Source organism: Streptomyces sp. NPDC101151 (assembly GCF_044768335.1).
In the GTDB taxonomy this organism is placed as follows: Bacteria; Actinomycetota; Actinomycetes; order Streptomycetales; family Streptomycetaceae; genus Streptomyces.
Window position 1 is genome coordinate 71,997 of record NZ_JBIWPP010000001.1, and the last position, 20,025, is coordinate 92,021.

Genomic DNA, 20,025 nt, shown 5'->3' on the forward strand with positions numbered 1-20,025 from the left:
GGGTGCCGTGCCGTGCGGGAGGTGCGGGAGGTGCGAGAGGTGCGAGAGGTGGGGACCGTCAGGGGTTCAGCCGAGTACGGCCAGCGCGTCGATCTCGATGAGGAGGCCGGCGGGCAGACCGACGTAGACCGTGGTCCGGGCGGCGGGCGGCTGGGTGAGGCCCTGCTCCTCGAAGTAGGTGTTGTAGATCTCGTTCATCTCGGCGAAGTGGTCCACGTCGGTGAGGTAGACGCGGATCATCATCACGTCGTCCCAGCTCGCGCCGCCCTCCTCCAGGATCGCCCGGACGTTGGCGAGGGTCTGGAGGGTCTGCTCGCGCAGGGTGGGACCGGCCGGCGTCGGGGGCTTGCCCTCCTCGGCGGGCAGGAAGCCGACCTGGCCGGCGACCTGGAGGAGGTTGCCCTTCTTCACACCGTGGGAGAACTTCGCGGGCGGGGTGGTGTGGGTCTTCGGGGTGAGCGCGATCTTCTCGGTCATCAGGGGGTGCCCTTCACTGGCGTTCTTCCGGAGTACTCGCCGCTGATCGCGTCCGCGGTACGGCGCACCTGCGGGAGCAGGGTGAGGAGTTCCTCGGCGGTGACGACGACGTTCGGCGCGGACACCGACATCGCGGCGACCACCCGGCCGTCGGCGCCGCGGATGGGGGCCGCGACGCAGTTGATGGACTCCTCGTGGCCACCGAGGTCGGTGGCCCAGCCCTGTTCGCGCACCTGCTCCAACTCCCGTAGGAACGCAGGGGCGTTGGGGGTGGAACGGGCCGTGTACAGGGGGTAGTCGAGCTTGTCCGCGAGGGCGCGGCGCTCGGGTTCGGACAGGTCCGCCAGGAGCAGCTTGGCGACGGCGGCGACCGTGATGGCGACGGGTTTGCCGATCCGCGAGTACATGCGGACCGGGTACCGGCTCTCGACCTTGTCGATGTAGAGCACCTCGTTCTCCTCGTGGACGGCGAGGTGCACGGTGTGGCCGCAACTCTCGTTGAGGCGTACGAGGTGGGGGTGCGCGATCTCGCGGATGTCGAGGTTCTCCATCGCCTCCTGGGCGAGGGCGAAGAGACGGGCGCCGAGCCGGTAGCGCTGGTCGGACTGCCGGTAGACCAGGCCGTGCTCGTGCAGGGTGCGCAGCAGGCGAAGCGCGGTGGACTTGTGCACGCCGAGCCGGTCTGCGACCTGGCCGAGGTCGGCGGGGCCCTCGGCGAGCAGGGGCAGGATGCTCAGGGCGCGGTCGACGGTCTGACTCATGGGGTGTTCGCCTCCTCCGGGGCCTCGTCGGCTTGCGTCCAGCCGGGGCCGAGTCGAAGTCTCCCCCATGCCCCGTCGTCCAGGGCGGCCAGGCGGTCGGCGTGGCTCCGGGCGGGCGGGGCGGCGAGGTCTCCGGGGACGGTGAGGGTGGCCGCCGCCATGAGGTGGCCGTGTCTGATCCGGTCCCGGAGAGGGAGTCCGCGCAGCGTGGCGGAGAGAAAGCCGGCGGCGAAGGCATCTCCCGCGCCGACCGTCGCTACGACGTCCACGTGCAGGGCGGGCTGGAGGACGGGCGGGTTCGCGGGCGCGGTACGCGGGCCGGCGGCACGGCCGTCCGTGGCCGGGCGGAGCGGCCGGGCGCCGGCGCCGTCCTCCCGTTCGAACGCCGTCGCTCCGCGCGCCCCTTCCTTCACCACCAGCAGCTTCGGCTCGGGCAGCATCCGCCGGACGGCGGCCGGACCGCCCGTGACGCCCCATGCCTGCTCCGCCTCGTCCTCCCCCACGAACACGAGGTCGGCGTCCCGGGCCAGCTCCAGCAGCACTCGCGCCCCCTCGGCGTCCCGCCACAGCCCCGGGCGGTGGTTGACGTCGAAGGAGATGAGCGGCCGCCCCGCGGCCGGCTTCACGAGGTGCCGTACGAGGTCCAGGCACTCCTCCGACAGCGCCGCCGTGATGCCGGAGAGGTGCAGCACGCGCGCGGCTCGAAGCGCCGCCAGGTCCACGTTGTCCACGGTCATCGCGGAAGCCGCCGATCCGGCCCGGTAGTACGCCACCTCGTGCGCGTCGGTGGCCCGGTCGGCCGCCGTACGGAAGTAGACGCCCGTCGGCCGGTCCGCGTCCCGCCGCACATGGGCGACGTCGACGCCGTACCCGCCGACGGTCTCGGCCAGGTGCTCCCCGAAACCGTCGGCCCCCACCCGGCTCACCCACCGCGTGGAGTGGCCGGCGGCCGCCAGTACGCAGGCCACGTTGGACTCGGCTCCGCCGATGGTCCGGTCGAAGGAGGGGACGTCGGCGAGGCGGCCGGGGCGGGTCGGCAGGAAGGTGACCATGGACTCGCCGAGCGCGACGACATCCACGACGTCGGGGGCGGCGCTGGGGTGTCCGTCGGCGGTCACGATGGGGGAGGCTCCTCGTCGGTCCCGGGGTTCGGTCCCGCCGGGCGGCGGCTTCGTTGACCCCGTGTTGGCCGAGATGTTAGACAGCAGTAAGCGACATACGCAATGGGCGTTGCAGTAAGCGCAACGCGCCAGATCAGGAGGCTGAGATGGCCCGTGACACCGGCACCGAAGCGCTCGCCCGCCTCACCGAGGAACGGGTCGACCACCGCTTCAAGGGCCTCCCGCCGGACGCCGTGGGCCTGACCGTCGCCGAGCTGGCCGCCCAGCGCCGCAACCTGTTCACCGACGGCTTCAGCACGCCCGTGCTCGCGCTCTCCGCCGAGCGCCTTGAGCACAACCTGCAGCTCATGGAGACGTACACGGCCCGGCACGGCCTCGCCTTCGCCCCGCACGGCAAGACCTCCATGGCACCCCAGCTCTTCCGGCGCCAGATCGAGCACGGGGCGTGGGGCATCACGCTCGCGGTGCCGCACCAGGTCTGGGTGGCACGGGCGTTCGGGATCGCGCGGATCTTCCTGGCCAACGAACTCGTGGACCCGGCCGCGCTGCGCCGTGTCGCCGCCGACCTGGCGACCGACCCCGACTTCCGTTTCGTCTGTTACGTCGACTCCGTGCGCGGGGTCGAGCTGATGGACACGGCACTGCGCGGCGCCGCCCGCCCGGTGGACGTCGTGGTGGAGCTGGCGGCCGGCGAGGATGCCCGCACCGGCGTGCGCACCGAGGCGGAGTGCGCCGCGGTCGCCGACGCCGTGGCCGCCGCAGGGACGCTGCGCCTGGTCGGGGTCGCGGGCTACGAGGGCGAGGTCCCGAAGGCCGACCCCGAGCGGGTGACGGCCTATCTGCGGCGGCTCACGGCGCTGGCCGCCGACTTCGACAAGGGCGGCCGGTTCGCGGCGGCGGACGAGATCGTGGTGAGCGCGGGCGGCAGCGCGTGGTTCGACGCGGTGGCCGAGGTGTTCGCGGAGCTTCCCGAACTCTCGCTGCCCGCCTTGAAGCTGCTGCGCTCGGGCGCGTACGTCTCGCACGACGACGGGCACTACCGCAGGCTCACCCCGTTCGCCCGTGTCCCCGAGGAGGGCGCCCTGGAGCCCGCCTTCCGTCTGTGGGCACAGATCGTCTCCCGCCCCGCCCCCGAGCAGGCCTTCGCCAACGCGGGCAAGCGCGACGCGGCCTACGACCTGGACCTCCCCGACGCCCAGGTGATCCGCCGGGACGGCATCGAGCGTGCGGCCGCGGGCGTCTCGGTGACCGGCCTGTCGGACCAGCACGCCTGGCTGCGTACGACGGCGGAGGCGGATCTGGAGGTGGGCGACTGGATCGGGCTCGGGCTGTCCCACCCCTGCACGTCCTTCGACAAGTGGCAGCTGATCCCGGTGGCCGAGGCGGACGGGACCGTCGTCGACTACATCCGTACGTTCTTCTGAGGAGCACCGTGGAGGACCTGGTCATCCGTGACGCGGACGTCGTCGACGGCAGCGGTGCGGACTCCTACCGCGCCGATGTCGTGGTCGACGGCGGCCGGATCGTCTCGATCGTCAAGGAGGCCGCGGCGGCGGGCTGCCAGCGGCCCGGCGCCCGGCGGGAGCTGGACGCGGAGGGGCTCGTCCTCTCCCCCGGCTTCATCGACATGCACGCCCACTCCGACCTCGCCCTGCTGCGCGACCCCGACCACAGCGCGAAGGCCGCGCAGGGGGTCACGCTCGAAGTCGTCGGCCAGGACGGTCTCTCGTACGCGCCGGTGGACGACCGCACCCTGGAGGAGGTCCGGCGGGCGATCACCGGCTGGAACGGGTACGGCGACGACATCGACATGGACTGGCGGACGGTCGGCGAGTATCTCGACCGCCTGGACCGGGGCGTCGCCGTCAACGCCGCCTATCTCGTCCCCCAGGGCACGGTCCGCGCGCTCGCCGTCGGCTGGGAGGACCGTGCGGCCACGCCCCGGGAGCTGGACCGGATGCGGCAGCTGGTCGCGGAGGGCCTGGAGCAGGGCGCGGTCGGCCTGTCCTCGGGGCTCACGTACACGCCCGGGATGTACGCCGAGGACGCGGAACTGACCGAGCTGTGCCGGGTGGTGGCGGAGTACGGCGGCTACTACTGCCCGCACCACCGCTCCTACGGCGCCGGCGCCCTGGAGGCCTACGCCGAGATGGTGGCGCTGACCCGGGAGGCGGGCTGTCCGCTGCACCTGGCGCACGCGACGATGAACTTCGGCGTGAACAAGGGCCGGGCGCCCGAACTGCTGGCCCTGCTCGACGAGGCCCTGGACTCCGGCGCCGACATCACGCTGGACACCTACCCCTACACGCCCGGCTGCACCACCCTGGCCGCGCTGCTGCCGAGCTGGGCGAGCGAGGGAGGTCCGGAGCGGATCCTGGCCCGGCTCACCGACCCGGCGACGGCCGAGCGGATCCGGCACGACCTGGAGGTGACCGGCTCGGACGGCTGCCACGGCGTGCCCGTGCAGTGGGAGACGATCGAGATCTCCGGTGTGACCGCCGCGGAGCTGGCGGACCATGTCGGCCGCACCGTCCGGGAGTCGGCGGACCTGCGCGGCGAGAGCCCCTGGACGACCGCCCGCCGGCTGCTGGCCGAGGACCGGCTCGGTACGACGATCCTCCAGCACGTCGGCCACGAGGAGAACGTCCGCGCGATCATGCGGCACCGCACGCACACCGGCGGCTCGGACGGCATCCTGCGGGGCGCCAAACCGCACCCGCGGGCCTACGGCACCTTCCCCCGCTATCTCGGCCACTACGCACGGGAGTCGGGCGTGCTGACGCTGGAGGAGTGTGTCGCGCATCTGACCGCGCGGCCCGCGGCCCGGCTGCGACTGCCGGACCGCGGGCTGGTGCGCGAGGGCTACCGGGCCGACCTGGTCCTGTTCGACCCGGACACGGTCGCACCCGGGGCCACCTTCGCCGAGCCCCGCACTCTCCCGACCGGGATCCCGTACGTCCTGGTCGACGGCCGATTCGTCATCGAGGACGGCCGCCGTACGGACGTACTGGCGGGCCGGGCGGTCCGCCGGACACCGGTGTGACCGCCCGGCCGGGAGGGACTACGGCTTGGGCAGGGTGCAGCCGGAGGCGCTCAGGTTGAGCTTGTTGCCGGTCGTGAAGCAGGCCGGGATCTGGTAGGTCTCCTCGGCGTAGTTGATGCCCTGGCGGACGGTGACCTTGCCGCTCTCGTCGACCTCGCAGGGGTTGTTCTCGGTGCAGCGCTCGCCGTCCTCGTTGCCCGTGTTGTTGACGGCGACGACCTTGCCCGTGGTGGTGTCGATCACCGGGGAGCCGGAGGTGCCGCCGATGGTGTTGCAGGCGGAGGTGTAACGCAGCGAGTCCTTCCAGGTCCAGTCGCCCTCCTTGAGCCGGTAGACGAACCCGTCGGCGTTGCAGCTGTAGATCCGCTTCCAGTAGCCGGAGACGACCTTGATGGCGGTACCGGCGGTCGGGTGCGTGTCCTGCACGGTGAGCGGGCTGATGCCGTACGAGCTCTTGATCGCCGCGTAGGTCGTGGTCAGCCGGTAGATCGTGACGTCCGTGTCCGTCATGGTCGAGTAGACGACCTGGTTGGCGCGGAGCGTGGCGACCTTCGCGCCGGAGGAGTTCAGCAGGCCGAAGGTGCGGCTGGAGGACTGGCCGGTGATGACCTCGCCCGGCTCCGGGAAACCGGTCTCCAGGCAGTGGCCGTTGGTCATCACGAGCGCCGGGTCGCTGTCCGCGGAGTTGGGGAAGCGGATGACCGAGCCGGAGCAGTTGCTGAGCGAGACGGTCCCGGCGAAGGTGACGGTCACCGCCTTGGCCGCCTTGCCCTGCGGTGCGGCGACCGCGGGGGTCGCACCGAGCCCGGCTATCGCCAGAGCGGAGAGCGCGGCCAGGAGAGGCTTGTTCATGTGGGGGTCCCCTCTTACGACTTGGGCGACCGGAGTGCTTCCGGCCACTCGATTGTCATGCGCATTGTCAGCGCAGGAGGGGGGCGGGAACAAGAAGCCGGCTCAGGCCATAGGGGTTTCCCTGTGCGGAGCGACCGCCTTAGGCTTCGTGACGACGGCAGCGAACAGGGCCGGCCCCCTTGATGACCACGCGCGGGGCACCGGGCCGTTCCACCTTGCGGGCGCCGCGCCGTTTGAACACACCGAACAGCCCGAAGCCCCTGACCTCGATGGCGATGTCGATGGCGATGGCGATGGCGATGGCGTCCGGGACGACGATCCCGGTGCCACCCCAGAGCGCGACCGCCCGGATCACGGTCTCCCGAGCGGTGAAGCGGGCCTCGCTCGGAGCGATCCTGCCGCCGCCCCACATCGACCAGGCGGTGAACCGTCCGGGGGCGACCCACCCGCACTCGCGCGCGAAGCCGCCGAACATGCCCAGCGCGAAACGGGAGGTGGGCGCCCGGTCCACCAGCAGCGAGTCCCTGGGCCCGGGTTCGGGCAGCCCGCCTGCGGCGACCGCGGGCTCGCCGAACGTCCGGGCCTCGTGGACCTGTCCGAGGCGGCCGTCCAGCTCGCTCAGCGCCGGCCGGCCGTCCGCCACGGCCGCGCGCACCCGCTCGACGACACGCTCGCGGTCCTCGTCGGAGGCGAGCAGACCGGAAGAGGATGCCGGCTCTCGGGCGCCAGAGGGGCGCACGTGCTCGGTCATGCAGGCAAGTCTCACCGCCGGGCGGACCGGCGCCGCGCACCGGCCGGCCAAGTGGCCGGTACTGGCCCATGGTTGGCGCGGAGTCGTCGCCGGCCGGTCAGTGGTGGTTCCGTCCGCCGCCGTGACCGTGCTTCCAGCCGCGTGGGGAGGAGGACGCGGAGGTCGTCGGGCTCGCATCCGTACCGGCGGACGCGGAGGGGCCGGACGCCGTCGTGGCCGGAGCGGAGGCCGAGGCGGCCGGCCCGCCGCTCGCCCGCGGCCGGGACACGTCGGCGGCCGGGGAGCCGGAGGGTGCGGCCGGCCGGGACACACCGCCGGCCGTCGGGGCGGTCACGGCCGGGGAGCCGGTGTCCGTGCGCGGGCTCGCCGTGGCGGGGTCACCGGCGCCGACGCGTGCGCCGCCCGCCGGACCGGACCTGTCCGGGCCGGGGGAATCCGAGCCGCCCGCCAGCACGGCGATCACCGCGACCGTTCCGGCGGCGCCGAGGGTGCTGGCAAGGATCACCCTCCGGCGGCGGCCGCCCGTGCGCCGCTGCTGCCGCCGGCGGTCGGCACGGCCCTCGACGGGTTCGCGCGGCGCCGGCGCCGCGGGCACCTGCACCGCGGGCAGCTCGGCCGTCTCGTCGTAGGCGTTCTGCCAGCCGTGGGCGGCGGCGGGATCGGCGTACTCCGCGTAGGACGGGGCCGGGCCGGGCTGCGGTCGGTACACGTTCGGCCGGCCGGGAGGCCCGGCGTCCGCTCCGTGCGCGTCGTGCGCCCCCACCCCATGGTCGCGTTCGGTGGACATGGCGGCGGATTCTAGAGACGCAAGTGACTACTGAGACAGCTACCGGCGATAACAGCACAAACCTCCGAGTCTCACGTGGTGGAAAACACGACCCGTGAGGCAATACCGGGCCGTAAGCTCACGGACATGCAGGTGATCCAGTCGACCAAGCTCGCCAACGTCTGTTACGAGATCCGGGGTCCGGTGCTCGAGGAGGCGATGCGGCTGGAGGCGGCCGGTCACCGCATCCTGAAGCTCAACACCGGCAACCCCGCCGCCTTCGGCTTCGAGTGCCCGCCGGAGATCCTCGAGGACATCCTGCGCAACGTCTCCACGGCGCACGGCTACGGCGACGCCAAGGGCCTGCTGGCCGCCCGCCGCGCGGTCGTCATGCACAACCAGACCCTCGGCATCGAGACGGACGTCGAGCACGTCTTCATCGGCAACGGCGTCTCCGAGCTGATCGTGATGGCGATGCAGGGCCTGCTGGACGACGGCGACGAGGTGCTCGTACCGGCCCCCGACTACCCGCTGTGGACGGCGGCCGTCTCCCTGTCCGGCGGTACGGCGGTGCACTACCGCTGCGACGAGCAGTCCGACTGGATGCCCGACCTCGCCGACGTCGAGCGCAAGGTCACCGACCGCACCAAGGCGATCGTCATCATCAACCCGAACAACCCGACGGGCGCGGTCTACGACGAGGCGATGCTCAAGGGGCTGACCGACATCGCCCGCCGGCACAACCTGCTGGTCTGCTCCGACGAGATCTACGACAAGATCCTCTACGACGGCGCCACGCACACCCCGACCGCGAAGATCGCCCCCGATCTGCTCACCCTCACCTTCAACGGCATGTCCAAGGCCTACCGGGTGGCCGGCTACCGGGTCGGCTGGATGTCGATCTCCGGCCCGCGCGCCCACGCCGACTCCTACATCGAGGGCCTGACGATCCTGGCGAACATGCGGCTGTGCGCCAACATGCCGGGCCAGCACGGAGTGGTCGCCGCGCTCAGCGGACGCCAGTCGATCAACGACCTGGTGCTGCCGGGCGGCCGGCTGAAGGAGCAGATGGACGTCGCCTACGACCTGCTCACCCAGATCCCGGGCGTGAGCTGCGTCCGCCCCAAGGGCGCGCTGTATCTCTTCCCGCGCCTCGACCCCCAGGTCTTCAAGATCAAGGACGACCGGCGGATGGTGCTCGACCTGCTGCGCCAGGAGAAGATCATGGTCGTCCAGGGCACCGGCTTCAACTGGCCCGAACCGGACCACTTCCGGGTGGTGACCCTGCCGGCCGCCGGTGATCTCAGGGACGCGGTGACCCGGATCGGAAACTTCCTGGACGGGTACGGCCAGCCGTAGCGGACGGAGAGCGGCGAACCGCAATCCGTGACCCGGCTCAACTTTAGACGAAATCCAAGCTAGGATGGTTTCCTGTCAGAGCACAGGAGGCCATCCCCATGTACGAACCGATCCGCACCAAGTCGGTCCACAGCACGATGGCCGGCACCCCTTCCGACTTCCCCCACCGGTCGCGCGAGGAGGAGCTGGACATCCAGCTGGCCGGACACCTCTCCGCGCTGCTCGCCGTCACCGACGACCTGCGCACCCTGGCCCCGTCCGCCGACCTGGACGCGGCCGCCGAGCGGCTCGCCGGACAGGTGACCCGGCTCCGGGGCGGGCGCGCACCGCTGCGGGCGACCCCCTCCGCCACCGGCACGCCCGAGCCCCTGCACCAGCGGGCGCACGCGCTCGCGGGCCGCGCCCTGGTCGTCGCCGCCTCCCGGGCGGACACCGCGGCGGCCATCCTCGCGGCCGAACGCATGGACGCGCACGCCGCCGCCCTGGCCGGTCCGAAGGAACTGAGCACGGCCCGCTGACCCCGCCCGGGGCCCCCGAACGGCCCCGGTCCGCGTGCACCCGCAGCGACGCGCGGACCGGGCGCCACACACGGCGTTGGCTTGAGCCGAGAGCCGAGATACGTCTCGCCGTAGGGGTTCGTCTCGTACTGCGACTGCCGGCCGTTCGTGGCTTGTCGCGCCCACGCGGCGGAGCCGCATGTCGACTCGGTCCCGCGCCCCTCGGGGGCGTTGCAGTGCCGGGGCCGGTATGTCACCCCCCGTTCACCGCCCGAATCGGGGAATGTCGGATTCCGGGAGCACGCTCCCCCGCGTGAGACGTATCGCGGGAATAGTCCTCGCGGTCCTGCTGATCGGCGGCGTGGTGGCTGCCGTCGTCGCGGGGCGGCACGGTGAGGACAAGGGCACGGCAACGAAGACCGTGCGTGGAGTGATCGGATCGGAGAAGGCCGACTTCTTCGCCGATCCCGACGTGGTGAAGGCCCTCGCCGCCAAGGGCTACACCGTGAAGACGGAGGCTTCGGGGTCCTGGGCCATGGAGGGCCTGGACCTCAAGGGGTACGACTTCGCCTTCCCTTCCAGCCAGGCGCCGGCCCGTCAGCTGGCCGCCAAGTACCACGTGCAGGAGCCGCTGCCCCGGCCCTTCTACTCGCCGCTCGTGGTCGTGGCCCACCGCAGCGCGGCCGAGGTGCTGAAGGCCAACGGACTCGCCGTACTCGACGGCCGGAGCCGCGGCACGCTGAAGATGGGCGCGTACCTGGACGCCGCCCGGCACGACCGCACCTGGCAGCAGCTCAAGGGCGCCTCGCGGCACGGGGAGCTGACCGGCACCCTCTACATCGCGAGCACCGACCCGGAGAGCTCCAACTCCGGCGCCCTCTACCTCGCCGCCGCCTCCTACGTCGCGAACGGCGGCAAGGTGGCCGCGGGCAAGGCCGACATCGAGCGCACCGCACCCCTGCTGCACCAGCTGGTCAGCGTCCAGGGCGCCCAGCAGTCCAGCTCGGACGCGGTCTTCCGGGACTTCATCAGCGGCGCCGGAAACCCGCTGGTGCTGGTGTACGAGTCGCAGGTCGCCTCGCTGCTCGCCGAACAGCACGGTTCCGGCCCGGACGACCTCGTGGTCCTCTACCCGGACACCACGGTCAACAGCGACCACACCGTCGTACCGCTCGACGCGAAAGGCCGGGCGCTCGGGGAACTCCTCAGCACCGACCCCACCCTGCGGGGGCTCGCCGTCCGGCACGGATTCCGGCCGCAGGGCGACGCCGCCGAGTTCGTCGCGGCCACCGCGGACCGCACCGCCTACCTCAACCAGCAGCTGACCGGCGTCCGGCAGGCGCCCGTGCCCACCTCCGCGGTGCTGCACGAGATGGCCCGCCGGGCGCGCGGATGACCGGGGGGAACCAGCAAGTGACCAGCAAGGACAACGAGTTCACGCTCACACCGCCGAGCGACGCCGAGTTCTCCCTCACCCCGCCCGAGGCCGTCGCACCCGTGCCCCGGGAGAAGGCCGGCGGGCTCGTGCCCGTCGAGGACGGCGTCCGTGCCGACATGGCGCGCAAGGCCGCCGCCTATGTCGAGGGGCTCGCCTCGCTCGACGCCCGCTCACCCGAGTTCGCGGGCAAGGTGGGCGAGATCACCGCCCTCGGCGCCGGCGAGATGCGCACCGCCGCGGCCCAGTCCAACCGTATGCTGGAACGCACCGTGCGCAGCCTGCCCGACAAGGGCGGGGACGCCCAGTCGAAGGTCGCCGGCTCGCTGGTGGAACTCCGCCGGGTCGTCGAGGACCTGGACCCGCGCGACCTGCCCGCGAGCAGGGGACGCAAGTTCCTCTCCAAACTGCCCGGCGGCAACAAGCTGCGTGACCACGTCGCCAAGTACGCCTCCGCACAAGGCACGTTGAACAGGATCGTGGGCTCGCTGCGCGGCGGCCAGGACGAACTGCGGCGGGACAGCGCCGCGTTGCAGACCGAGCGGGTCCGCCTGTGGGAGACCATGGGCAAGCTCCAGGAGTACGTCGTCCTCACCGCTGCCCTCGACACGGCCGTCGAGGAGCACATCACCGGCATCGAGCCGGCCGATCCGCAGGCCGCCGACACGCTGCGCGCCGACGTGCTCTTCCCGGTCCGGCAGAAGCACCAGGACCTGCTCACCCAGCTCGCGGTGTGCGCACAGGGCTACCTCGCCATGGACGTCGTACGCCGCAACAACGACGAGCTGATCAAGGGTGTCGACCGGGCCGCCACGACCACCGTCTCGGCCCTGCGCATCTCCGTGATGCTGGCCTCCGCCCTGGACAACCAGAAGAAGGTGATCGAGCAGGTCAACGCGCTGCGCGGCACGACCGAGGACCTCATCCGGGCCAACGCGGACATGCTCACCACCCAGAGCGGCGAGATCCAGCGCATCGCCGCCGACCCGGCCGTCGGCGCGGAGACGCTGCGGTCGGCGTTCCAGCAGATCTACCGCACGCTCGACGCCATCGACACCTACAAGGTGCAGGCGACCGAGGTGATGGCCTCGACGGTCCGGTCCCTGACGGACGAGCTGCAGAACGCGAGCACGTACCTGGAGCGCAGCCGGTCCCAGGGCGCGCTGGAGGGCGGAACGGCATGACGAGACGGACCGCACGCGTACTGGCCCTGCTCGCCACGACGGCCGCCCTCCTCACCGCCTGCACGGCAGAGGAGCAGCAGGACGACACCTCCGCCCCGAAGCCCGGCACCCTCCGTGTTCTCGCCTCCAGCGAACTCAGCGACATGACCGCCGTCTTCGACCGCGTCCGCAAGGACACCGGCGTCACGATCCGCCCCACCTACATGGGCACCCTGGACGCCGTCGACCTGCTCGCCCGGGGCAAGGCCGACGGGGCGTACGACGCGCTGTGGCTGTCCTCGGACGACTATCTGCGGCTGCGCCCCGACGCGGCGAAGAAGGTGCTCTCCGAGACGCCGGTCATGTCCAGCCCGGTCGCGATCGGCGTCAAGCCGGCCACCGTCCAGACCCTGGGCTGGAAGCCCGAGCAGGTCACCTGGTCGCAGATCGAGCAGGCCGTGCAGGACGGGAGGCTGACCTACGGCATGACCGACCCGGCCCGCTCCAACTCCGGTTTCTCCACCCTCGTCTCGGTCGCCTCGGCCCTGTCCGGAGCCCAGTCCGCGCTGACGGACGCGGACGTCGCCAAGGCCACGCCGAGGCTGAAGGAGTTCTTCAAGGGCCAGAAGCTGACCTCGGGTTCCTCCGGCTGGCTGGCGACGGCCTACAGGCGGCGCGGCACCGTGGACGCCCTGCTCAACTACGAATCCGTCCTCAAGGGCATCCCGGGTCTGACCGTGATCCACCCCCGCGACGGCGTCGTCACGGCCGACTACCCCTTCTCCTCGCTCACCGCGACCGACGCCCGCACCCGTGAGGACGTCCGCAAGGTGACCGCGGACCTGCGCACCGATGCCGTGCAGAAGCTCATCACCGGCACCACCCACCGCCGGCCGGTCGTCGCCTCGGTGCCGCCCGCGTCCGGCCTGGACACCGGCCGGCGGCGCGAACTGCCCTTCCCGGGCAGCCGTTCCGTCGCCGACGGTCTCCTCCACTCCTACGAGAACGAGCTGCGCCGCCCCTCCCGCACCGTGTACGTCCTCGACACCTCCGGCTCGATGGAGGGCGACCGGCTGGCGGCGCTGAAGACGGCGCTCTCCGGGCTCACCGGCGACTTCCGCGACCGTGAGGAGGTCACGCTGATGCCGTTCGGCTCGGACGTGAAGAGCGTACGGACGCACGTCGTGGACCCCGGGAACCCGAAGGGCGGAGCGGACGCCATCCGGCGGGACACCGAGGCGCTCGAGGCCGACGGCAACACCGCGATCTACACCTCGCTGGAGAAGGCCTACGGGCACCTCGGCGCCGATCGCGACACCTTCACCTCGATCGTGCTGATGACCGACGGCGAGAACACCGCGGGCGCGAAGGCAAGGGACTTCGACGACTTCTACCGCCGGCTCACCGGCGCCCGGCGGGACATCCCCGTCTTCCCGATCCTTTTCGGCGACTCCGACCGCTCGGAGCTGGCACGCATCGCCGACCTGACCGGCGGCCGCCTCTTCGACGCCCGGCAGGGCTCGCTGGACGGCGCCTTCGAGGAGATCCGTGGCTACCAGTAAGGTCCTCGGCTATCTCGAGTCCCGCAAGAACCTGGCCGGCGGCGCCTGCGGGCTGCTCGGCCTGGTGCTGACGTTCACCGGGGTCGCGGGCCCGTACTGGCCCGTGGTGGTGGCCGGGCTCTACGGCGCGGGCGCGCTGATCGCCCCGCCGGAGCGGCCGGCCCTGCCCGACTTCCCGGACCCGTCGGCGCAGCTGGACGCGGTGCGCGAGGACTTCGCGAAGCTCGGCGGCTATCTGGCCGGCATCGATCTGCCGCCCGCCCTCGCCGCCCGGCTCACCGAACTGACCGATCTGCTGGCCGCGTTGCTGGAGCCCGGCTGGGTCGCCGAGGCGCTCGCCCAGGACCCGGAGGGTGTGCACGCCGTCTCCCGGGCGGTGCGGCAGGACGTCCCCGAGGCCGTCGACACCTTCGTACGGACCCGGTGGTGGACCCGGCTGGCGCCCGGCACCGAACCGCCCGAGCGGCATCTGGAACGGCAGCTGGGCCTGCTGCGGCAGGAGGCGGAGCGGCTGGCGGCGGAACTCGGGGAGGCCGAGGCCCGCCGCCAGGAGTCCCACACCCGGTACCTGGAGGACCGGGGCGGGAACCGCGACGGCGGACTCAGCGCGTGACGTTCACCGTCGCCGACGCCGTCGAGCCCGTGCGCAGGTCGTCGTCCGGCCGGCTGACCGTGAAGGTCACCGAACGCCGGGTCCGCGGCAGGTCGGCGATGGTGAACGTGCCGTCGGCGGCGACGGTCACCGAGGACAGGGTGCCCGTGCCGAGCCGGTCCGTGCGCTTCACGGTGAGCGTGGCCCGCTCGGGCAGGGCCTTGCCCTGGGCGGTGAACGTGCCCCCACAGGCCGAGCTGGGCACCTCACCGGTGTCGGTGAGACGCCGGTGAAGGCCATGGAACAGGTGTGAAGATCCGGTGGGCAAGGCGGCGCGCGCGGCCGGGCCCCGCACGCCGTTGTGCGGGGCCCGGCCGGGGTTGTCACCGCGGCCGGCCGTGACGATCGCTGGTCAGGGCATCCGGACCGGCCGCGGAGTCTTTCGTGCGGGCGTCAGCCCAGGCGCTGCACCAGCGCGCGGTACTGGTCCCACAGCTCCTTCGGGGTGTGGTCGCCGAAGGTGTTGAGGTGCTCGGGGACGAGGGCCGCCTCCTCGCGCCAGACCTCCTTGTCGACCGTGAGCAGGAAGTCGAGGTCGGACTCGGCCAGTTCGAGGCCGTTCGTGTCCAGCGCGTCCCGTGTCGGCAGGACGCCGATCGGGGTCTCGACGCCCTCGGCCCGGCCGTCCAGCCGCTCCACGATCCACTTCAGGACGCGGCTGTTCTCGCCGAAGCCCGGCCAGACGAACTTGCCCTCGTCGTTCTTGCGGAACCAGTTGACGTAGTAGATCTTCGGCAGCTTGGACTGGTCCCCTTCCCGGCGCGCGGCGGCCTCGCCCACGTCGATCCAGTGGGCCATGTAGTCGCCCATGTTGTAGCCGCAGAACGGCAGCATCGCGAAGGGGTCGCGGCGCAGCTCACCGACCTTGCCCTCGGCGGCGGCGGTCTTCTCGGAGGCCACGTTCGCGCCGAGGAAGACGCCGTGGTTCCAGTCGAAGGACTCCGTCACCAGCGGCACCGCGGTGGCGCGGCGGCCGCCGAAGAGGATCGCCGAGATCGGCACGCCCTTCGGGTCCTCCCACTCCGGCGCGATGATCGGGCACTGCGAGGCCGGGACGGTGAAGCGGGCGTTGGGGTGGGCGGCCGGAGTCCCGGACGCCGGCGTCCAGTCGTTGCCCTTCCAGTCGGTCAGGTGGGCGGGCGACTCCTCGGTCATGCCCTCCCACCACACGTCGCCGTCGTCGGTGAGGGCGACGTTGGTGAAGACCGCGTTGCCCCACAGCGTCTTCATCGCGTTGGCGTTGGTGTGCTCACCGGTGCCGGGCGCGACGCCGAAGAAACCGGCCTCGGGGTTGATCGCGTACAGCCGGCCGTCCTCGCCGAACCGCATCCAGGCGATGTCGTCGCCGATGGTCTCCACGGTCCAGCCGGAGACCGTGGGCTCCAGCATGGCGAGATTGGTCTTGCCGCAGGCGCTCGGGAAAGCGGCGGCGACGTACTTGGACTCGCCCTGCGGCGGGGTGAGCTTGAGGATCAGCATGTGCTCGGCCAGCCAGCCCTCGTCGCGGGCCATGACGGAGGCGATGCGCAGGGCGTAGCACTTCTTGCCGAGCAGCGCGTTGCCGCCGTAGCCGGAGCCGTACGACCAGATCTCGCGGCTCTCCGGGAAGTGGGAGATGTACTTGGTCTGGTTGCAGGGCCAGGGGACGTCCGCCTGGCCGGGCTCCAGCGGGGCGCCGAGCGAGTGCACGGCCTTGACGAAGAAGCCGTCGTCGCCCAGCTCGTCGAGGACGGCCTGGCCCATGCGCGTCATCGTGCGCATGGAGACGGCGACATAGGCGGAGTCGGTGATCTCCACGCCGATCGCGGACAGCGGGGAGCCGAGCGGTCCCATGCAGAACGGGACGACGTACATGGTCCGGCCGCGCATCGAACCGCGGAACAGGCCGCCCTCCCCCTGGGAGCCCTGGAAGATCTCCCGCATCTCGGCGGGGGCCTTCCAGTGGTTCGTCGGGCCGGCGTCCTGCTCCTTCTCCGAGCAGATGAAGGTCCGGTCCTCGACGCGCGCGACGTCGGTCGGGTCGGAGGCGGCGTAGTAGGAGTGCGGGCGCTTGATGGGGTCGAGCTTCTTGAAGGTCCCCTTGCCGACGAGCTCCTCGCTCAGCCGCTCGTACTCGGCCTCGGATCCGTCACACCAGACCACGCTGTCCGGCTGCGTCAGTTCGGCGATCTCGTTGACCCACGAGATCAGTTCCTGGTGGTGGGTGGGGATGCCGACGGGAGCCGCGATGTCGCGCGCCACGATTGCTCCTAATTGAGGGATTTTTTGTCTTGTCGCCCCGTGGGGGCCGCGACCCGGATGCTTCACAGTGTCGACTGTTTGGCGCTCATCCGGTGCCGACCGCACTCATTTGATCATCCGATTCTAGTGCCCATCTGTCCAGAGGGCATCACAGGTGAGCGACGTGAGGAATCCCACGGTTTCCGTGATTCTTTGCGTGCACGTGGAGTTCAGCAGAAGGACTTTTTGCGTTGCGTCCACTCACGGGCGCGCGCTGACGCGCGACTTACGGAGCCGTAGGTACCATGCCCCGCATGACTGCGTCCGTCCCCGACGCGCCCACGGACACGCCGGCCGCCGGCCGCGGTCCCGCCGCGCTCTCTTTGCCGCATCCGGTCAAGCCCAGGCTTCGCGGCTGGCTGCACCTCGGCATGTTCCCGGCCGTACTCATCGCGGGGCTGGTGCTCACCGCCCTCGCCGACTCCACCAGAGGCCGCATCGCCTGCGGCATCTACGTCCTGACGGCATGCCTGCTGTTCGGCGTCAGCGCGCTGTACCACCGGGGCAACTGGAGCCCGCGGATGGACGGCGTACTGCGCCGCCTCGACCACGCCAACATCTTCCTGATCATCGCGGGAACCTACACTCCGCTGACGATGCTGCTCCTGCCCAGCGCCAAGGGCCAGTGGCTGCTGTGGGGCATCTGGGCCGCGGCCGCGGCGGGCATCGTCTTCCGCGTCTTCTGGGTCGGCGCACCGCGCTGGCTCTACACCCCCTGCTACATCGCGATGGGCTGGGCAGCCGTCTTCTTCCTGCCCGACTTCATGCGCACCGGCGGTATCGCCGTCCTGGTCCTGGTGATCGTCGGCGGCCTCCTCTACAGCGCGGGAGGCGTGATCTACGGCATCAAGCGCCCGAACCCGTCACCGCGCTGGTTCGGCTTCCACGAGGTCTTCCACTCCTTCACCCTCGCCGCGTTCGTCGTCCACTACGTCGGCATCTCGCTGGTGGCGTACCAGCACGCGTAACCCCTCCACCCCTCCCGCTTCTTGGCCACGGCTCTCGAGCCGTGGCCATTTTTGCTATGGCGTTTCTATGCTGACAGTAGATTGCCATTGACAGGCAATAGATTTTGACAGCTACTCTCACTTCATGGCTACTGTGACGCACATCGACGACACACGGCGCGACCCCCGCCGCTGGTGGGCCCTCGGCGCCCTGGTCGCGAGCATGCTCGTGCTCGGCTTCGACATGACGATCCTCAACGTGGCGCTGCCGACCATGGCGGAGCAGCTCGGCGCCACGACCGGTCAGCAGCAGTGGATGGCGGACGCCTACGTCGTCGTCTTCGCGGCGCTGATGCTCCCGGCGGGCCTGCTCGGCGACCGGTTCGGGCGGCGGCGGATGCTGATCACCGGGCTCGTGATCTTCCTGGCCGGCTCCGTGGTCGGCGCCTTGGCCGGCGACGTCGACGTGGTCGTCGCGGCCCGCGCGGTGATGGGCATCGGAGCAGCGTTGATCACACCGCTGGCGATGTCCGTGCTGCCGTCCCTGTTCACGCCCGACGAGCAGGGCAAGGCCCTCGGCCTCGTCTCCACCGGCTCCGCACTGGGCCTGCCGCTGGGACCGATCATCGGCGGCTGGCTGCTCGACCACTTCTGGTGGGGCTCGGTCTTCCTGATCAACATCCCGATGGTCGCGATCGGCATCGTCGCCTGCGTCCTGCTGCTGCCCGAGACCCGCGACCCGGCCTCCCCCCGGGTCGACAGCCTCTCCACCGCGTTCACCGTCGGTGGGCTGGGCGCCCTCATCTACGCGATCATCGAGGCCCCCGACCACGGTTGGGGCGATCCGCTGATCCTCGCCGTGTTCGCCGGAGCCGCGGTCCTGATCACCGGGCTGGTGCTGCGCTCGCGCCGGGTGCTGCGCCCCATGCTGGACATGAGCCTGCTCGCCCAACGCGGCTTCCTGCTCAACACCGTCGCCGCGACCCTGGTGATGTTCGTGCTGTCCGGCCTGATGTTCGTGCTGCCGCCCTACCTCCAGGCCGTCCTCGGCAACGACACCCTCGGCACCGGCATCCGGATGCTGCCGATGGTCCTCGGTCTGTCCGCCGCCGCGAAGTTCGCTCCCCCGGTCTCCGCGCGCTTCGGGCCACGCGCCACGGTCAGCGCGGGTCTGGTCGTGCTGGCCTTCGCCGCCCTGCTCGGCAGCCGGACGACGACCGGCTCGGGCTACGGTTTCACCGCCCTGTGGCTCACCGTCGCGGGCCTCGGCTTCGGCTTCTCGCTCGTACCGTCCATGACCGGCGCACTCGCGACCCTGCCCCGGGACCGGGCCGGCAGCGGCTCCGGCCTGCTGATGACCCTGCGCCAGGTCGGCTCCGCGATCGGCATCGCCCTGCTCGGCAGCCTGCTGGCCAACGTCTTCCGCGACCGTCTCGAGGTGACCGGCCTGCCCGCGGCCGCCGCCGACACCGCCGGGGACTCGGTCGTCGCCGCGCACCTGATCGCCGGGAGGACCGGCTCCGCGCACCTCGCCGCCTCCGCGGACAGCGCCTACGTCCACGGCATGGGCGTGGTCCTGCTGGTGTGCGCTGTCGCCGCCCTGGTCTCCGCGTTGCTGGCCGCCGCGTTCCTGCCCAACGCCCCGGTCGTACGACGCACGGAACGCGAGAAGACCCCGGTCGTGGCCGCGCCCGCGGCAGATGCCGGACAATGACGGGCATGACGGCCGCACAATCCCCCGCCTCCGCCGCCGACCGACCCCGCCTCGGCCTGCGTGAACGCAAGAAGATCAAGACGCGGGAGGCGATCCGCACGGCGACGTACGCCCTGATCGAGCAACAGGGCTACGACGCCACGACGATCGACCAGATCGCCGAACGGGCGGAGGTGTCACCGTCCACCGTCTTCCGCTACTTCCCGACCAAGGAGGACATCGTCCTCACGGACGAGTACGACGCGCTCATGCTGGAGGAACTGCGCCACCGGCCCGCGGACGAGCCGTGGACGGAATCCCTGCGGCACGTGATGAAGAAGGCCGTCCGCATGGGGCTCGAGCTGGAGGGCGAGACCACCCGGCTGCGGGCGCATCTGATGGTCCAGGTCCCCGCGGTGCGCTCGCGGATGATGGAGAGCATGTCGGCCACCGGCCGCATGCTCTGCCAGGCCATCGGGGAGCGCAGCGGCCGGGACCCGGGGAGCCTGGAGGTGCGGGTCTTCGCGATGTCCCTGATCGGCGGGCTGCACGAGGTCTCCATCTACTGGGCGGAGAACGACTTCCCGGACGACCTGGAGGTCCTCGTCGACCGCGCCATCGACGTGATCGCGCACGGCCTTCCCCCGAAAAACGCCTGAGTAGCAA

General features: G+C 71.4%; 19 protein-coding genes. 11 read left to right on the forward strand and 8 right to left on the reverse strand.

What is annotated here, in order from left to right; all coding sequences use genetic code 11:
• Nucleotides 1-66: 66 nt before the first annotated feature.
• The 3 genes from ACIRU3_RS00350 to ACIRU3_RS00360 are packed head-to-tail and all read right to left on the reverse strand — an operon-like array spanning nt 67 to nt 2,356.
• A complete protein-coding gene (locus ACIRU3_RS00350) occupies nt 67-477 on the reverse strand; it encodes a RidA family protein (RefSeq protein ID WP_404049230.1) in 411 nt (136 codons plus the stop codon).
• On the reverse strand, nt 477-1,238 hold the full coding sequence (locus tag ACIRU3_RS00355) for an IclR family transcriptional regulator (protein WP_404049232.1): 762 nt from the start codon (nt 1,236-1,238) through the stop codon (nt 477-479). The genes ACIRU3_RS00350 and ACIRU3_RS00355 overlap by 1 nt, the downstream gene beginning before the upstream one ends.
• Complete coding sequence (locus tag ACIRU3_RS00360; RefSeq protein ID WP_404049235.1) at nt 1,235-2,356, reverse strand: sugar kinase; 1,122 nt, start codon at nt 2,354-2,356, stop codon at nt 1,235-1,237. Before ACIRU3_RS00360 ends, ACIRU3_RS00355 begins: the two co-directional genes overlap by 4 nt.
• 149 nt (nt 2,357-2,505) lie before the next feature.
• Here ACIRU3_RS00360 and ACIRU3_RS00365 point away from each other — a divergent pair, with 149 nt between their 5' ends.
• Nucleotides 2,506-3,783, forward strand: coding sequence for an alanine racemase (locus ACIRU3_RS00365; RefSeq protein ID WP_404049238.1), 1,278 nt, complete (start codon nt 2,506-2,508; stop codon nt 3,781-3,783).
• Between the two features lie 8 nt (nt 3,784-3,791).
• Entirely contained in the window at nt 3,792-5,402 is a 1,611-nt protein-coding gene (locus ACIRU3_RS00370; protein WP_404049241.1) for an amidohydrolase family protein, read from the forward strand.
• 18 nt (nt 5,403-5,420) lie between these two features.
• Here the strand turns inward: ACIRU3_RS00370 and ACIRU3_RS00375 are convergent, their stop codons facing one another.
• The 3 genes from ACIRU3_RS00375 to ACIRU3_RS00385 form a co-directional block, all read right to left on the reverse strand.
• Nucleotides 5,421-6,254, reverse strand: a complete 834-nt coding sequence (locus tag ACIRU3_RS00375) for a trypsin-like serine peptidase (RefSeq protein ID WP_404049243.1) — start codon at nt 6,252-6,254, stop codon at nt 5,421-5,423.
• 139 nt (nt 6,255-6,393) lie between these two features.
• On the reverse strand, nt 6,394-7,005 hold the full coding sequence (locus ACIRU3_RS00380) for a DUF1707 domain-containing protein (protein WP_404049246.1): 612 nt from the start codon (nt 7,003-7,005) through the stop codon (nt 6,394-6,396).
• 97 nt (nt 7,006-7,102) lie between these two features.
• Complete coding sequence (locus ACIRU3_RS00385) at nt 7,103-7,792, reverse strand: hypothetical protein (RefSeq protein WP_404049249.1); 690 nt, start codon at nt 7,790-7,792, stop codon at nt 7,103-7,105.
• A gap of 126 nt (nt 7,793-7,918) precedes the next feature.
• Here ACIRU3_RS00385 and ACIRU3_RS00390 point away from each other — a divergent pair, with 126 nt between their 5' ends.
• The 6 genes from ACIRU3_RS00390 to ACIRU3_RS00415 all read left to right on the forward strand — a co-directional run bounded on the left by ACIRU3_RS00390 (nt 7,919) and on the right by ACIRU3_RS00415 (nt 14,400).
• Nucleotides 7,919-9,130, forward strand: a complete 1,212-nt coding sequence (locus ACIRU3_RS00390) for a pyridoxal phosphate-dependent aminotransferase (protein WP_404049251.1) — start codon at nt 7,919-7,921, stop codon at nt 9,128-9,130.
• Between the two features lie 98 nt (nt 9,131-9,228).
• Complete coding sequence (locus ACIRU3_RS00395) at nt 9,229-9,648, forward strand: hypothetical protein (protein ID WP_404049254.1); 420 nt, start codon at nt 9,229-9,231, stop codon at nt 9,646-9,648.
• 292 nt (nt 9,649-9,940) lie between these two features.
• Nucleotides 9,941-11,023 (forward strand): hypothetical protein, encoded by a 1,083-nt coding sequence (locus ACIRU3_RS00400; RefSeq protein ID WP_404049257.1) that lies wholly within the window; start codon nt 9,941-9,943, stop codon nt 11,021-11,023.
• Nucleotides 11,020-12,246 carry a toxic anion resistance protein gene (locus ACIRU3_RS00405; RefSeq protein ID WP_404049260.1) on the forward strand — a complete coding sequence of 409 codons (1,227 nt, stop codon included), beginning with the start codon at nt 11,020-11,022 and terminating at the stop codon, nt 12,244-12,246. Before ACIRU3_RS00400 ends, ACIRU3_RS00405 begins: the two co-directional genes overlap by 4 nt.
• Nucleotides 12,243-13,787 carry a substrate-binding domain-containing protein gene (locus tag ACIRU3_RS00410; RefSeq protein ID WP_404049263.1) on the forward strand — a complete coding sequence of 515 codons (1,545 nt, stop codon included), beginning with the start codon at nt 12,243-12,245 and terminating at the stop codon, nt 13,785-13,787. Before ACIRU3_RS00405 ends, ACIRU3_RS00410 begins: the two co-directional genes overlap by 4 nt.
• Nucleotides 13,774-14,400 (forward strand): hypothetical protein, encoded by a 627-nt coding sequence (locus tag ACIRU3_RS00415; RefSeq protein WP_404049265.1) that lies wholly within the window; start codon nt 13,774-13,776, stop codon nt 14,398-14,400. The genes ACIRU3_RS00410 and ACIRU3_RS00415 overlap by 14 nt, the downstream gene beginning before the upstream one ends.
• Here the strand turns inward: ACIRU3_RS00415 and ACIRU3_RS00420 are convergent.
• Nucleotides 14,390-14,644, reverse strand: a complete 255-nt coding sequence (locus tag ACIRU3_RS00420) for a hypothetical protein (RefSeq protein ID WP_404049268.1) — start codon at nt 14,642-14,644, stop codon at nt 14,390-14,392. The two genes, ACIRU3_RS00415 and ACIRU3_RS00420, sit on opposite strands and share 11 nt — an antisense overlap.
• Nucleotides 14,645-14,832: 188 nt before the next feature.
• Nucleotides 14,833-16,680, reverse strand: a complete 1,848-nt coding sequence (locus ACIRU3_RS00425; protein ID WP_404049271.1) for a phosphoenolpyruvate carboxykinase (GTP) — start codon at nt 16,678-16,680, stop codon at nt 14,833-14,835.
• Between the two features lie 293 nt (nt 16,681-16,973).
• On the opposite strand from ACIRU3_RS00425, the gene ACIRU3_RS00430 reads away from it, so the two are divergent.
• From ACIRU3_RS00430 to ACIRU3_RS00440, 3 genes are all read left to right on the forward strand, one after another.
• A complete protein-coding gene (locus ACIRU3_RS00430) occupies nt 16,974-17,687 on the forward strand; it encodes a hemolysin III family protein (RefSeq protein ID WP_404049273.1) in 714 nt (237 codons plus the stop codon).
• Nucleotides 17,688-17,811: 124 nt separating this feature from the next.
• A complete protein-coding gene (locus ACIRU3_RS00435; RefSeq protein WP_404049276.1) occupies nt 17,812-19,380 on the forward strand; it encodes an MFS transporter in 1,569 nt (522 codons plus the stop codon).
• The gene (locus ACIRU3_RS00440; RefSeq protein ID WP_404049278.1) at nt 19,377-20,018 is read left to right on the forward strand and encodes a TetR/AcrR family transcriptional regulator; all 642 of its coding nucleotides are present in this window, start codon (nt 19,377-19,379) and stop codon (nt 20,016-20,018) included. Before ACIRU3_RS00435 ends, ACIRU3_RS00440 begins: the two co-directional genes overlap by 4 nt.
• Nucleotides 20,019-20,025 lie beyond the last annotated feature (7 nt).

What these genes read in the sequence shown, in the direction of transcription:
- ACIRU3_RS00350 (WP_404049230.1), bottom strand. Translation starts at nt 477, where the DNA reads ATGACCGAGAAGATCGCGCTCACCCCGAAGACCCACACCACCCCGCCC.
- ACIRU3_RS00355 (WP_404049232.1), bottom strand. Translation starts at nt 1,238, where the DNA reads ATGAGTCAGACCGTCGACCGCGCCCTGAGCATCCTGCCCCTGCTCGCC.
- ACIRU3_RS00365 (WP_404049238.1), top strand. Translation starts at nt 2,506, where the DNA reads ATGGCCCGTGACACCGGCACCGAAGCGCTCGCCCGCCTCACCGAGGAA.
- ACIRU3_RS00375 (WP_404049243.1), bottom strand. Translation starts at nt 6,254, where the DNA reads ATGAACAAGCCTCTCCTGGCCGCGCTCTCCGCTCTGGCGATAGCCGGG.
- ACIRU3_RS00380 (WP_404049246.1), bottom strand. Translation starts at nt 7,005, where the DNA reads ATGACCGAGCACGTGCGCCCCTCTGGCGCCCGAGAGCCGGCATCCTCT.
- ACIRU3_RS00385 (WP_404049249.1), bottom strand. Translation starts at nt 7,792, where the DNA reads ATGTCCACCGAACGCGACCATGGGGTGGGGGCGCACGACGCGCACGGA.
- ACIRU3_RS00390 (WP_404049251.1), top strand. Translation starts at nt 7,919, where the DNA reads ATGCAGGTGATCCAGTCGACCAAGCTCGCCAACGTCTGTTACGAGATC.
- ACIRU3_RS00395 (WP_404049254.1), top strand. Translation starts at nt 9,229, where the DNA reads ATGTACGAACCGATCCGCACCAAGTCGGTCCACAGCACGATGGCCGGC.
- ACIRU3_RS00405 (WP_404049260.1), top strand. Translation starts at nt 11,020, where the DNA reads ATGACCGGGGGGAACCAGCAAGTGACCAGCAAGGACAACGAGTTCACG.
- ACIRU3_RS00410 (WP_404049263.1), top strand. Translation starts at nt 12,243, where the DNA reads ATGACGAGACGGACCGCACGCGTACTGGCCCTGCTCGCCACGACGGCC.
- ACIRU3_RS00430 (WP_404049273.1), top strand. Translation starts at nt 16,974, where the DNA reads ATGACTGCGTCCGTCCCCGACGCGCCCACGGACACGCCGGCCGCCGGC.
- ACIRU3_RS00435 (WP_404049276.1), top strand. Translation starts at nt 17,812, where the DNA reads ATGGCTACTGTGACGCACATCGACGACACACGGCGCGACCCCCGCCGC.
- ACIRU3_RS00440 (WP_404049278.1), top strand. Translation starts at nt 19,377, where the DNA reads ATGACGGGCATGACGGCCGCACAATCCCCCGCCTCCGCCGCCGACCGA.